The organism is Streptococcus massiliensis DSM 18628 (assembly GCF_000380065.1).
Lineage (GTDB): Bacteria > Bacillota > Bacilli > Lactobacillales > Streptococcaceae > Streptococcus > Streptococcus massiliensis.
Genome location: NZ_KB904405.1, coordinates 1 through 13,196 on the forward strand (window position 1 = coordinate 1; position 13,196 = coordinate 13,196).

At 43.4% G+C, this 13,196-nt stretch carries 13 protein-coding genes; 7 read left to right on the top strand and 6 right to left on the bottom strand.

Going from position 1 to position 13,196, the window contains the following annotated elements:
* Positions 1–151 precede the first annotated feature (151 nt).
* The 5 genes from gatD to A3I3_RS0107355 all read right to left on the bottom strand — a co-directional run bounded on the left by gatD (position 152) and on the right by A3I3_RS0107355 (position 6,401).
* A complete protein-coding gene (gatD, locus tag A3I3_RS0107335; protein WP_018372072.1) occupies positions 152–940 on the bottom strand; it encodes a lipid II isoglutaminyl synthase subunit GatD in 789 nt (262 codons plus the stop codon).
* Positions 940–2,283 carry a lipid II isoglutaminyl synthase subunit MurT gene (gene murT / locus A3I3_RS0107340; protein ID WP_018372073.1) on the bottom strand — a complete coding sequence of 448 codons (1,344 nt, stop codon included), beginning with the start codon at positions 2,281–2,283 and terminating at the stop codon, positions 940–942. The genes gatD and murT overlap by 1 nt, the downstream gene beginning before the upstream one ends.
* Before the next feature lie 144 nt (positions 2,284–2,427).
* Complete coding sequence (locus A3I3_RS0107345; protein WP_018372074.1) at positions 2,428–3,375, bottom strand: AEC family transporter; 948 nt, start codon at positions 3,373–3,375, stop codon at positions 2,428–2,430.
* A gap of 114 nt (positions 3,376–3,489) precedes the next feature.
* Positions 3,490–4,767 (bottom strand): 2-hydroxycarboxylate transporter family protein, encoded by a 1,278-nt coding sequence (locus A3I3_RS0107350; RefSeq protein WP_018372075.1) that lies wholly within the window; start codon positions 4,765–4,767, stop codon positions 3,490–3,492.
* 11 nt (positions 4,768–4,778) lie between these two features.
* Complete coding sequence (locus A3I3_RS0107355) at positions 4,779–6,401, bottom strand: malolactic enzyme (RefSeq protein ID WP_018372076.1); 1,623 nt, start codon at positions 6,399–6,401, stop codon at positions 4,779–4,781.
* A 128-nt stretch (positions 6,402–6,529) separates the two neighbouring features.
* On the opposite strand from A3I3_RS0107355, the gene A3I3_RS0107360 reads away from it, so the two are divergent.
* The 7 genes from A3I3_RS0107360 (at position 6,530) to recN (ending at position 12,882) form a co-directional block, all read left to right on the top strand.
* Positions 6,530–7,429, top strand: a complete 900-nt coding sequence (locus A3I3_RS0107360; protein WP_018372077.1) for a LysR substrate-binding domain-containing protein — start codon at positions 6,530–6,532, stop codon at positions 7,427–7,429.
* A gap of 139 nt (positions 7,430–7,568) precedes the next feature.
* Positions 7,569–8,909, top strand: coding sequence for an exodeoxyribonuclease VII large subunit (xseA, locus tag A3I3_RS0107365; RefSeq protein WP_018372078.1), 1,341 nt, complete (start codon positions 7,569–7,571; stop codon positions 8,907–8,909).
* The gene (locus A3I3_RS0107370; protein WP_018372079.1) at positions 8,887–9,099 is read left to right on the top strand and encodes an exodeoxyribonuclease VII small subunit; all 213 of its coding nucleotides are present in this window, start codon (positions 8,887–8,889) and stop codon (positions 9,097–9,099) included. Before xseA ends, A3I3_RS0107370 begins: the two co-directional genes overlap by 23 nt.
* Positions 9,096–9,971 (top strand): polyprenyl synthetase family protein, encoded by an 876-nt coding sequence (locus A3I3_RS0107375; RefSeq protein ID WP_018372080.1) that lies wholly within the window; start codon positions 9,096–9,098, stop codon positions 9,969–9,971. The genes A3I3_RS0107370 and A3I3_RS0107375 overlap by 4 nt, the downstream gene beginning before the upstream one ends.
* Positions 9,964–10,779 carry a TlyA family RNA methyltransferase gene (locus tag A3I3_RS0107380; protein WP_018372081.1) on the top strand — a complete coding sequence of 272 codons (816 nt, stop codon included), beginning with the start codon at positions 9,964–9,966 and terminating at the stop codon, positions 10,777–10,779. The genes A3I3_RS0107375 and A3I3_RS0107380 overlap by 8 nt, the downstream gene beginning before the upstream one ends.
* On the top strand, positions 10,772–11,203 hold the full coding sequence (locus tag A3I3_RS0107385) for an arginine repressor (protein WP_018372082.1): 432 nt from the start codon (positions 10,772–10,774) through the stop codon (positions 11,201–11,203). The genes A3I3_RS0107380 and A3I3_RS0107385 overlap by 8 nt, the downstream gene beginning before the upstream one ends.
* 8 nt (positions 11,204–11,211) lie before the next feature.
* Positions 11,212–12,882 (top strand): DNA repair protein RecN, encoded by a 1,671-nt coding sequence (gene recN, locus A3I3_RS0107390; RefSeq protein WP_018372083.1) that lies wholly within the window; start codon positions 11,212–11,214, stop codon positions 12,880–12,882.
* A gap of 52 nt (positions 12,883–12,934) precedes the next feature.
* On the opposite strand, the gene A3I3_RS0107395 is transcribed toward recN, so the two are convergent.
* Positions 12,935–13,196, bottom strand: a 262-nt coding sequence (locus A3I3_RS0107395) for an ISL3 family transposase (RefSeq protein ID WP_018372084.1), incomplete at its 5' end; no start/stop codon positions are given.

Consider the following 13,196-nt stretch of genomic DNA (forward strand, 5'->3'; position numbering starts at 1 on the left):
TGTCCCCCCCCGCGATGCCTATTAGGCTTGTACGGAGCCTGGAATGGCGAACGTAGAAGTCAAGAGGCTACCGCGTCTTGTACATATTTCGAACAGATTTTTGAGGTTGCAGACTTTTGTCCCAACCTCTTTTACTTTGAAAGAATAGTGTCTATTTTCCAAACTCCGCCTTGCTTTTGACGTCGCCATATTCTTCGGGGACTTCCTGAGCGAGGATAGCGTCGTAGCTAGGCAGCTCTAGGTCCGCTCCGTATTTGTGCCTGAGAGCAGTGGTGACGAGGCGGTAGGCTAGATTGGCATTGCGGGACAAAATCGGCCCGTGGAAATAAGAGCCAAAGACATTCTTGTAATGAACGCCCTCGCAGCCGTCTTCCTGATTATTGCCGTTGCCGTAAACGACCTTACCCAGCGGTTTTTCATCGCTAGATAAGAAAGTCCGTCCTTGGTGATTTTCAAAGCCGTAGTAGGTTTCGTTAAATTCTTCATTGTGAATTTTGATGTCGCCAATGTAGCGGTTCTTGCTTTGATTGAGCGTGTAATGTCCCATGAGCCCCAAGCCCTCAATCCGCCGTCCTGACGCCTCGATATAATATTGTCCCAAAAGCTGGAAACCGCCGCAAATGGCAAGAACTACCTTATCTTCTTGGATAAAATTGCCCAGCGCTTCTTTTTTGGCAGGCAAATCGCGGGCAACAATCGTCTGTTCATAGTCTTGACCGCCACCAAAGAAAGCAATATCGTAGTAGTCCTTGTCAAAATCGTCCTCTAGCGAGACAATGTCAACAGCTACTCTTGCGTCTAGTTTTTCTGCCACATACTTGAGCATGAGAATATTGCCGTTGTCGCCGTAGGTATTCATGAGATTGCCATAGAGGTGGGCAATGTGCAAATCGTAGCGATAATCCTGATTTTCAGGAGAAGTGAGAGAGGTGTAGACCATTAGTTCATCTCCTTTCTAACGACTTGGTGGTTGGCGAGGAGCTCGCGAAATTCCAGCATGGCCGTGTAGGTGGCAAGGATATAGGCGTGCTGGCAGTCTTGCTGCTCAATCGCTTGAAAGACTTGGTTGAGTTCCTTGATTTCGGTGATGTTTGCGGCGTCGTAGCCGGTCACTCGCAAACGGCGGGCAATTTCAGAATGACGCACTCCACCAGCATAGACCTGGGGAATATCCATATCCAAAATCTGCTCAAAATCCGCATCCCAAATCCAGCTAGTATCAATTCCGTCAGCATAGTTGGCGTTGAGCAGGACAGAAAGAGTGAAAGGAAAAGGCGCTAGCTTAATCATTTCCAGAGCTTGAGTGGCGCCGACTGGATTTTTAATGAGCACCAGTGTGCACTCTTTATCGCCAATCTTGAAGGTTTCTTGCCGTCCGAAAACCGCGCGACTCTTGTCAAAGCCTGCCTTGATAACGCTTGGCTCCACATCGAAAAATTGCGCAACGGAGACCGCCGCAAGGGCATTGTAGATATTATAAAGTCCACCGATATTGATGTGGTAATCTTGCCCGTCGATGACAAAGGCAGAGCGGTTGTGCTTGAGTTCAAGCAAGTCTGTCAAGCGGTAGTCAAGCTCGGGGCGCGCGAAACCACAGTTTTGGCAGATATAGTCGCCCAGATTGGCATAGGTATTGAGGCGGTAGGTGAGAATGCGCTCGCACTGCGGACAGACAATCCCCTCGGTATTATAGTGAGCCAGCTGAGGCTCTTTTTTTTCGGTGTCAAAACCATAATACTTGATTGGATTTTTGAGGGTTGCCGAGTTAAAGAGCGGGCTATCGCCGTTCATGAGAACCGTCGCATCGGGCGCCTTTTGCACAGCGTCCAAAATCATCTGGTAGGTCGTATAAATCTCACCGTAGCGGTCCATTTGGTCGCGGAAAATATTTGTAAAGACGAAGAGACTAGGTGTGATATAATCACAAATCCGCGATAGACTGGCTTCGTCGATTTCTAGCACCGCGATTTTCTTGCCATACTTATTTTTTTTGGCAGTCAGAAAAGTCGTGGTAATTCCGCTAATCATATTGGCGCCGCTAGGATTGGTCACGATAGAGCCGAAGGCCTCTTGGAGAATGCCGACCGTCAGCGCCGTAGTCAGGGTTTTACCGTTGGTACCCGTCACCACGACGATTTCGTAATCGGCTGCGAGATTTTCAAGAATTGTTTTGTCAAATTTGAGGGCAATCTTTCCGGGCAGGGTCGAACCACGTCCTAAAAGACTGAGTAGGAAGTGAGAACTTTTGCCTGCGAGGACACCCAAAGCTGTATTTATCTTCATAAAAATATTTTATCATAAAAGTGGGTAATTAGGGGAATTAAATATTGAGAGCCTTTTTAGCCTATTTTTAAAAATGTTTACTTAAAAAAGCACCATTCCCAGATGAAGTCTAGAAGTGGTACTATTTTAAAAGATTAATTTACTTTATCCTAATAGGGTTACAACAACTGGGACAACAATTACAAAAAGGACAGTAGAGAGTGTGACTAGATTAGTGGCATATTCAACATCACCTTTTCCCTGATTAGCAAGGATTGGAAGAACTGCTAGAGCTGGTGCGGCAGACTGAACAACAAATGTTTTAAACTCTGCACTTGCCATACCTGATGCAGTCAATTTTAGAATGATGAACATGAGAACTGGCGCAAGAATGAATCGTCCTAGAAGAGCAAAAATGCTATCTTTGTCAAATTTTATAGTATTGAGTCCAGCTTTAGCTAGAACAATTCCAATGTATATGAGAGACAATGGTGTTACCAAGTTACCAATATAGGTCAGAGTGCTAGTAGCAAAACTTGGTACAGGTATGTTGAAAACTAGAAAGACTAAGGCAATCAAGAAACCTACCAAAGGAGCCGGTAATAGTTTTCTCCAATTAAAGCTAGCAACCTGTTTGTCCTTTTTATCCGTACTGTCTGTAGTCATTAAGTAAATACCTAAAGTCCAAGTTGAGATGGTGTTGGTAATATAATAAATAAGGAAGTAAGGCAGGGCTTCATTACCAAAAAGGGCAATATTAAGTGGGAGCCCAATGAATATGGTATTAGCATTAACAAAGGTGTTGATAAAGGTCCCTCTGCGTCCAGGCCTTATATGAATAATTTTTACAAGAGCAAAGGCCACTATATACCCTAAAATAAAAGCTGCAAAGGTATAGATAAGCCCGCTAGAGAGTGTGATCAACTTATTGAGGGTTAGATATTTGAGAACGGATACGAAGATAGAGGCTGGCAGAGCCACATTCATAATAATTTTAGAAAGGTTACCACCAAAACTATCTTCAAACCATCCGCGAATCTGGAGAAAATAACCTAGGATAATAATCACGATAATAGGAATGATACTTTCAATGGAAGTTAGAAACACTTGCATAGGAAAAACCAGCCCTTCTTTTGAAAATAGGGAATATTTGTTATTATATCAAAACTATATTATTTTAGTATATAAGTCTTTGCTTCTGTTCACTTATGGCCTTGCGAGAGGTTATTAGTGGAAAAATTGAATCAAAATACCACCTAAAATCAGTACAATAGCCCCGCCAAGTCGATTAGCCATTTGGGCAAAGGCAATCATTTCCATACGATTAGCAGCTGAGAGAACAGCGATATTTCCGGTGCCTCCCATACTGTTGTTGATCATACCAGCACCAATAGCTGTTTCTACCGGATAGAGACCGAAAAATTTTCTCAACAAAGCGCTTGCCAGTCCCATGGCAACAACAGATGTTAGGCTGAGTATAACAAACTGCCAAGTCATAGCATGCGCTAGAGAGGATAGGTCAATCATGGCCAATCCAATCCCTGCGAGGACCGCATGAGTCAGATTAGTCATTATCACTTGATTAAACATGACTACAGTTTCTTCCAATGCTTTTGGAACGGCATTGCATGCTTTGAGTATAAAGACAATCAGAATCATAAAAGCGTAACTATGAACACTTGGAACAAAAGCATTAAAGATTTTTCCGACTAGAAAGAGCGCAAAGGCAAACATTAGACCAACACCAATTTTAGTGGCATCAAGTGTAATTTTAGGCTTTACAAGCTGATCTTTGCTAACAGAAATGAGGACACCATGTCCATTGTATTTAGTTTTTTCAAAGGCTTTGGCAATAAAGATGGCACCGACAATGGCAAGAATATTTCCCAGTGTTGTGGCAGGAGCTAACTGGGATAAAATGGTTCCTGAGCTAGCATGGAGAGCACCAGCGTAAATTTTTGACAAAGGGACAATTCCTGCTCCAATCCCTCCGGCCATTTGAGCCATTGAAATGTACATGACAGAGTGTCCAAAACCTTGCCCGAGCAAAATTCCCATGCCTCCAACGGCAAAAAATCCGATAACCATTGACACTAAGGAAATAGGAATAAAGCGAGCAGAGGCTTTAACCAAAAGATCGCGATTCATTCCAAGAATGGAGCCACAAATCAAGGCTGCAATATAGAAATCAAGAAATCCCCAGCTATCCATGAACTGAGAGGTTGCTGTAATCACATCTTTAGGAATCCAGCCCAAAGACGCGATTACAGAAGCACCAATCAAGGTGAAAACAGATCCCCCTCCCAGATAGGAGTTGAAAATAGGTAACTTTTCACCAATAAAGTAGAACAGGTGTCCAAGTATAATCAACATAAAGGTGATGCCGACCATGTTGAGAGGTAGTTTCGCCATAGCGATGGTAATAATTAAAATGATGAGAAGTCCCAGATATAAGGGAAGGGAGACCCCAGAAATTTTAGTCTCCCATAATTTAGAATTCTTCACAAGTAGCCCCCTTAGTAAGTTGGATACCATTTAAGGTCGCGAACAGCTTTTGCCATATCAGTCTCTGTAGCCTGTGCTAAACCTTGTTCCTGTGCTTTCTTAGCAACAGCCTCAGCTACATTAATAGAGACTTGTGCTACATATTCAAACGGTGGCAACACAGGAGCACCTGCTTGTCCTGGGTCAACAAGACCACTGAGAGAGTGGGCAGCAGCCCCAATCATTTCGTCTGTCAGAAGTTTTGCTTCTGAAGCTAGCATACCAAGCCCCAAACCTGGATAGATAAGTGCATTATTGGCTTGACCGATTTGGTAGTCCACTCCTTTATAAGAAATCGTACCTGACGGAATACCTGTTGCAACAAATGCTTTTCCGTCTGACCACTCAATAACTTGCTCAGCAGTTGCTTCAATTTTTTTAGTTGGATTGGAAATTGGGAAAATAACAGGACGTTCGGTATTCTGGCACATAGCTTCAACGACTTCCTTGGTGAAGGCACCAGCTTGGGTAGATGTTCCGACTAGGATAGTTGGTTTTACAGTCTTCACGACTTGAAGAAGGTCAGTCATATCTCCTGCATTCGCAAAGTCTGCACGCTTTTTAGCAAATGGTTTTTGTGCTGGAGTTAAATCTTCCATGTCATCAAACAGCAGACCTTGTTTGTCCATCATGAAGAAACGGCTATATGCTTCCTCTTTTGAAAGGCCTTCGCTGACCATTTCAGCATGTACACGGTCGGCAATTCCCGCACCAGCTGATCCACCGCCATAGCAAAGATAGACTTGATCGGTCAGTTTTTCGCCGGTGATATCAAGTGCCCCAAAGACACCGCCCAAGACGACAATTCCTGTACCTTGAATATCATCGTTAAAAGTTGGAATTTCTTTTTTATATTTTTCAAGAATACGAGCAGCGTTTGAGCGACCGAAGTCTTCCCAGTGAAGGTAGAGTTTAGGGAAGAGATTTTCAGCAGTTTCGACAAATTGTGCGATGAAATTGTCGTATTGTTCCCCGCGAATCCGTTCGTGACGATTTCCTAGATACATTGGATTGTCCAACAATTCTTTGCGATTAGTTCCTGCGTCAATAACGATAGGAAGGACAGTTGCCGGGTCAATTCCTGCAGCTGCTGAGTAGACCATTAGTTTTCCGACAGAAATATCCACTCCTTGAGTACCCCAGTCACCGATACCAAGGATTCCTTCAGCGTCCGTTACAACAATCAAGCGAATATTGCGGTCGCCTGCAGCGTTTTTCAAGCTCGCTTCGATATTTTCAGGATGATTGACATCAAGAAAAGCAGCATACTGAGGGTCTACAAACAAGTCACTATATTGCTCAATGGACTCAGCGATCACTGGGTCATAAACGATAGGATTAAACTCAACAATATGTTGGTTAAAGAGGTAGTAGAAAAGAGTGCGATTCGTGTTAAAAATTTCCATAAGGAAGTGGCGCTTTTCAAGATCTGTCCCCTTACGTTGGTAATGAGCATAGGTTTGTTCAGCTTGTTCTTCCAGAGTTTGAACATAGGGTGGCAAAAGACCTATTAAACCGAGTTCCTTACGTTCTTCCATGGTAAAAGCAGTTCCTTTATTTAAAAAAGGATTATTCAAAATATCATGAGCTTTCATGAGATGTCCTCCGTTTGGTAAAATATTTTTTATGGTTGTATTATAGTACTTATAAACACTTATAGTCAAATCGAGAATATATAATAAAAAATATTTATAAGAAGAAATTTTTATGTTAAAATAAGATTATGAATATTCGTGATTTAAACTATTTTTATTATTTGTCCCTTTACCATTCATTCACAGAAGTTGCACAACATTTTCAAGTCAGTCAGCCAACGATTACTTATGCTGTCAAACGGCTAGAAGAGGAATTTGGCTGCCAGTTAGTTGTGAAAACGCCTGCTAAGCGAGTGGCGCATTTGACGAGGCAAGGAGAGTTATTGGCTAATCACGCTCAAGAAGTTCTGCTGGAGTTAGACAAGGCTAAAAAAGCGATTGAGCACGCTAATCAAGGGAAAACGCGACTTGGTTTTCCGCCTATGATTTCAATGGATATTTTTTCTAAAATTGTTCAGCAAGTTCCTGATTTAGATCTTTATAATGCAGTTGATTTTGTCCGAGAGGGTTCACATGATCTGCTGGAAGAACTTTTAGATGGGAAAGTGGATATGAGCTTGATTGGAAGTTTGTCTCCTCTGTGGCATGAAAAGCTGATAACAAAAGAACTTTTCCAGAAAGAATTTTATTTGGTCATGTCAGAGCAGCATCCTTTGGCAACTTTTAAAGAATTATCTTTTAGTCAGGTTTTGAAGGAGAAATTTATCATTCTTGACGAACATCATATCCATCTGACAGCCTTTAATCAACTGAATGCTAAATATCAGGGACGAGCGCAAATCGCTCTTATGCTAGAAGATTTTCTGATGATTGGACAGATGGTACGAGAAAATATTGGAGTGACTCTGATTACAGATATTGCCCTTATGAAGAGTATTGATGGGCTAGTCAAGGTGCCTTTAATTCCTGAGGAAAAACTCTTTTTTCACGTCAGCTACGCTTATCTTAAAACGGCTGTGCCTTCAGAATTGACAAAAAAATTCATCAATGCCTTGGAAGAACTAAAAGATTCGACAGACTTGCTTTAGTCATTAAAAATTAAATTTATACATGGCTGTTCTCTATGCAAAAATATCAGCTTTTTGGTATAATAAGGGCTATATAAATTCATTTTTCCTTGACTAGGAAAGTTGAAAAGAATTATTATTGACCATGGAAAGGAGTCCTATGCCAGAATACTTGTCAGTTTCAACCTTGACCAGATATTTAAAGATGAAGTTCGAACGCGATCCTTATCTAGAACGAGTCTATCTGACGGGGCAGGTCTCCAATTTTCGGAAGAGACCAAATCATCAATATTTCTCGCTGAAAGATGATAAGGCAGTTATTCAAGCGACTATTTGGGCTGGCACCTATAAAAACTTGGGGTTTGACCTTGAAGAAGGGATGAAAATCAATGTTGTTGGACGAGTCCAGCTCTATGAACCCGGAGGGAGCTATTCCATTATCATTGAAAAGGCGGAGCCTGATGGTATTGGAGCTCTTGCTATCCAGTTTGAGCAACTCAAAAAGAAGCTAACAGCTGAAGGGCTTTTTCAGGAGCGGTTCAAACAGTCCTTGCCACAATTTGTCAATAAAATAGGGGTCATTACTAGCCCTAGCGGCGCAGTCATTCGTGACATAATCACGACTGTCAGTCGGCGTTTTCCGGGCGTGGAAATCCTTCTTTTTCCGACAAAGGTGCAAGGAGAAGGAAGTGCGGAAGAGGTGGCTGCAAATCTTGTTCGAGCTAATGCGCGTGAGGATTTAGATGTGTTAATTGTTGGTCGGGGTGGCGGATCGATTGAGGATTTGTGGGCTTTCAATGAAGAAATTGTCGTGCGTGCCATTTTTGAATCACATATTCCGGTCATTTCAAGCGTTGGGCATGAGACTGATACAACTTTGGCCGACTTTGTGGCAGATAAGCGAGCAGCTACGCCAACTGCGGCAGCTGAATTAGCGACACCTGTCACCAAGTTAGATTTATTAGGACATTTGCGGCAGCAGGAAAATCGATTAGGAACTGCTCTGCGAAATCGGATTAGCTACAATCGAGAACGTGTTCAAAAACTCAGTCAGTCAGTTATTTTTCGTCAGCCAGAGCGACTTTACGATGGCCATTTACAAAAGGTTGATCAGCTCAAGCAGCGTCTTTTGCATTTGGTAGAAGCTCAATATCAGGAAAGCGGGAAAGGGTATGCTTTGTTCCATCAACGTTTGCTAGCTGTTTCTCCCCTATCAATGCTTAGGCGTTATCAGGAAATCGTCAGTCAAGATCAGCGCTTACTTAAAAGCAACATGACAAGTTTGTATGATGGGAAATTAGCAGAGTTCAAACGTTTATCAGAATCGCTCTTGATGCTTGACACCAGCAGAATTGTTGCACGAGGCTATGCCTTGGTCGAAAAAGATGGCAAGGTAATTGAAAGCAGTGCGCAACTCGCGCCAAAAGATGAAGTTCGCTTGCGAATGCGAGATGGACAGGTAACAGTAGAGGTAAAAAATGTCAAAACAGAAAAAATTTGAAGATAATTTAGCAGATTTGGAAGCTATTGTACAAAAGTTGGAGACTGGAGATGTGACACTTGAAGATGCCATTTCAGAGTTCCAAAAAGGAATGGCCTTGTCAAAAGAGTTGCAAGAAACCCTTGCGGCAGCAGAAAAAACGCTTGTCAAGGTTATGCAGGCAGACGGGTCAGAGACAGAACTTTCATGAACACAGAAGAAAAAATTGCTCGTATTGGGCAAACAATTGCAGATTTTTATGCAGATAAAGAATTGGCACCCGAATTGGTCACTGCCATTCTCTACTCGGTTGAGGCTGGTGGCAAGCGCATCCGTCCCTTGCTTTTCCTAGAAATTTTGGAAAGTTTGGGACTTGAGTTGACAGAGGCACATCTGCAAGTGGCAGCAGCAGTAGAAATGGTTCATACAGGAAGCCTCATCCATGATGATTTGCCAGCAATGGACAATGACGATTATCGTCGTGGTCGTCTAACTAGTCATAAGAAATTTGGGGAAGATCTGGCTATTCTAGCTGGTGACAGTCTTTTTCTAGACCCTTACGCTTTGCTAGCTCAAGCAGATTTAGATGATACAGTCAAGATTCAGCTGATCAGAGAGTTGTCCCTTGCTGCTGGGACAGCTGGCATGGTTGGTGGACAGGTTTTGGATATGCAAGGTGAGAAGCAGCAAGTCAGTCTGGAAAAATTGAAGCTCATTCATGCCAATAAAACTGGGAAGTTATTGACTTTTCCCTTTGTAGCAGCAGGTCTGGTGGCAAAATTGACGAGAGGCCAAATTAAAGAATTGCGTCAAATTGGGCAGTCTCTTGGATTAGCCTTTCAAGTCAGAGATGATATTTTGGATATTACTGCTTCCTTTGAAGATTTGGGTAAAACCCCACAAAAGGATCTAGTAGCGGAGAAATCTACCTATCCAGCACTTTTAGGACTTGATGGTGCAAAAGCTTTTTTTGCAGATACCCTGAATGGAGTTTTGCGGCAGCTACAAGAATTTGCTGAGGAAACAAAGATGCAGTCAGAAAAAGTCAAAAAAAGAATAGAAAGTTTGCGAATTAATGAATAAGGAACGCGTTGATGTTTTAGCCTATAAGCAGGGGCTCTTTGAGACGCGAGAGCAGGCCAAGCGTGGTGTTATGGCGGGTTTGGTTGTTTCGGTGGTTAATGGGCAGCGTTTTGACAAGCCGGGCGAAAAGATTGACGCCAGTACCGAGCTGAAAGTCAAGGGGCAAAAGCTCAAGTACGTTAGCCGCGGCGGTCTCAAGTTGGAAAAGGCACTGCAAGTTTTTGCTTTGTCGCTGGACAATAAAATCGCTCTGGATATTGGAGCTTCGACAGGTGGTTTTACCGATGTCATGCTGCAAAATGGCGCGAGCTTGGTTTATGCGGTCGATGTGGGCACCAATCAACTTGCTTGGAAATTGCGGCAGGATGAACACGTGGTCAGCATGGAGCAGTTCAATTTTCGCTATGCGACCAAGGATGATTTTGCTCAGCAGCCGAGCTTTGCTAGTATTGACGTCAGCTTTATTTCGCTCAGCCTGATTTTGCCGGCCTTGTCTGGCATTTTAGCTGAAAATGGTCAAGTCGTCGCCTTGATTAAGCCTCAGTTTGAGGCGGGGCGCGAGCAGATTGGCAAGAAAGGCATTGTCAAAGACAAGAAAATTCATCAGCAGGTTTTGGAAAAGGCGGTGGATTTCATGTTGGCAGCGGGCTTTTCTGTCAAGGGTTTGGACTTTTCACCGGTTCAAGGCGGTCAGGGCAATATCGAATTTTTGGCTTATTTGGAGAAAGCAGCGCCAGCAGAAAACGGCTTGGAAGAACCGCTGGCTGAGCTTGTAGAAAGAGCACACAAGGAGTTTAAAGATGAATAAAAAGGGACGGTTAGAGAAAATTAAGCGCTTTGTGACAGAGTACGAAGTGGGAACACAGGATGAGATTGTTGAGCACTTGAAAGAGTTGGGGATTTCTGCTACACAAGCGACGGTTTCGCGTGATATTAAGGAACTGGGCATTGTCAAAATCCCACTCCAAGATAATACTTATATCTATGAATTGCCTAAGTCAGCTGTTAGTGCAATGAGCTTAGCTGAAAATAATATTCTGGACTCAGAGATTATGGGAAATATGATTAATCTCAAGTTAGTGCCGGGGACAACTGCTTTTGTGAAGAAAAAGATTATGGCGAGTTTTGACGATGAAATTTTCAGTTTAATTTATGATGATGATAGCATGTTGATTATTCTTTATGATAAGGAACGAGCATCAACTTTAGTTAACGAAATTAAAAACTTATAGGAAAAAACATGTTACTTGAGATTTCAATCAAAAATTTTGCCATTATCGAAGAAATTTCTCTTCATTTTGAGCAAGGAATGACGGTTTTAACCGGGGAAACGGGGGCAGGAAAGTCCATTATCATCGATGCCATGAATATGATGCTGGGAAGTCGCGCGACCTTTGATGTCATTCGCCACGGAGCCAAAAAAGCAGAGATTGAGGGGCTATTTTCCATTGAGCCCAGCCCAGCCTTGGAGGCAATTTTCGCGGAGCAAGGCCTGGATGTGACGGATGAGCTGATTATTCGGCGGGAAATTCTGCAAAATGGGCGCAGCGTCAGTCGTATCAATGGGCAAATGGTTAATTTGTCAGTGCTGCGCGCGGTCGGCCAGCACTTGGTGGATATTCACGGTCAGCACGACCAAGAAGAATTGATGCGCGCCCAGCTCCATATTGCCATGCTGGATGAGTTTGGCGACGAGGATTTTGCCAACTTAAAAGCAGCCTATCAGGCGACCTTTGAGCGTTATCGTACGTTGCGCAAGGAAGTCCTGACCCAGCAGAAAAATCAGCTGGAAAATAAGGCGCGGATTGAGATGCTGGAATATCAAATGGCTGAAATTGAAGCGGCGGATTTAAAGACGGGCGAGGATTTGGCTTTGCAGCAAGAGCGGGAAAAATTGTTCAACCACAAGCAGATTGCCGATACTCTGACCAACGCCTATGCCATGCTCAATAACGAGGAGTTTTCTAGCCTTGCTAATGTTCGCTCCGCCATGAACGACTTGGACGCGATTAGCGACTACGACCCGCAGTACAAGGACTTGTCGACCAATCTGTCGGAAGGCTACTATGTGCTGGAAGACGTCAGCAAGCGTTTAGAGGATATTTTGGACGGGCTGGATTTTGACGGCAATCGTCTTATGCAGCTGGGAAGTCGGCTGGATTTGCTCAACAGCATCACGCGCAAATACGGCGGGCAGGTGGACGATGTCCTGACCTACTATGAGCAAATCAGCAGAGAGTACAATCTTTTGACGGGCAATCATCTGTCGTCAGAGGATTTGGAGAAGGAATTAAAAGAGAGAGAGCAAGAGTTGGTGGCACTGGCTCAGGAACTCAGCCAAGCGCGTCACAGTCTGGCTCAAACTTTGGAAGCCGAAATCAAGCAGGAATTACAAGATTTGTATATGGAAAAGGCCAATTTCCAAGTCAAGTTTAGCAAGGGCAAGTTTAACCGCGAGGGCAATGAGCAGGTAGAATTTTACATTTCGACTAATCCCGGCGAAGAGTTCAAGCCTTTGGTTAAAGTGGCTTCAGGCGGAGAATTATCCCGCCTCATGCTGGCTATCAAGTCTGCCTTTTCGCGTAAGGAAGGCAAGACTTCTATCGTTTTCGACGAAGTTGATACAGGTGTTTCTGGACGAGTCGCGCAAGCCATTGCCCAAAAAATCCACAAAATCGGTGCCAACGGTCAGGTGCTGGCTATTTCGCACCTGCCACAGGTTATCGCGATTGCGGATTATCAGTTCTTTATTGAAAAGATTTCGGATGAGCATTCGACCGTATCCACTGTGCGCCTCTTGAACTTTGAGGAGCGCGTGACTGAGGTTGCCAAAATGCTGGCGGGTGAAAATGTGACTGAGGCAGCCTTGACGCAGGCGCGGGAATTACTTAGAGATAAAAGCAGAAATTAATGAAATCTGGGAAACTACGGCTCTTTATCAACTGTAGTGGGTTAACGAAAAGTCATACCCTGGAGAGAACCGAATTGGTTCTCTCCTTTTTGATATTTAAAGCGATGAGGATTCTAGTTTTAAAGTTGTCAAAGTTCCGAAAGCCGAAAGCATTTCGCTTGATGACTTTGATGAGGTTGTTAGTGGCCTCTAGCTTTGCATTTGAGTAAGGGAGTTCAAGAGCGTTGATAATTTTATCTTTGTCCTTGAGAAAGGTTTTAAAAACAGTCTGAAAGATAGGATTTATACAAGAAATTGTTTCTCCAATGAGTCCA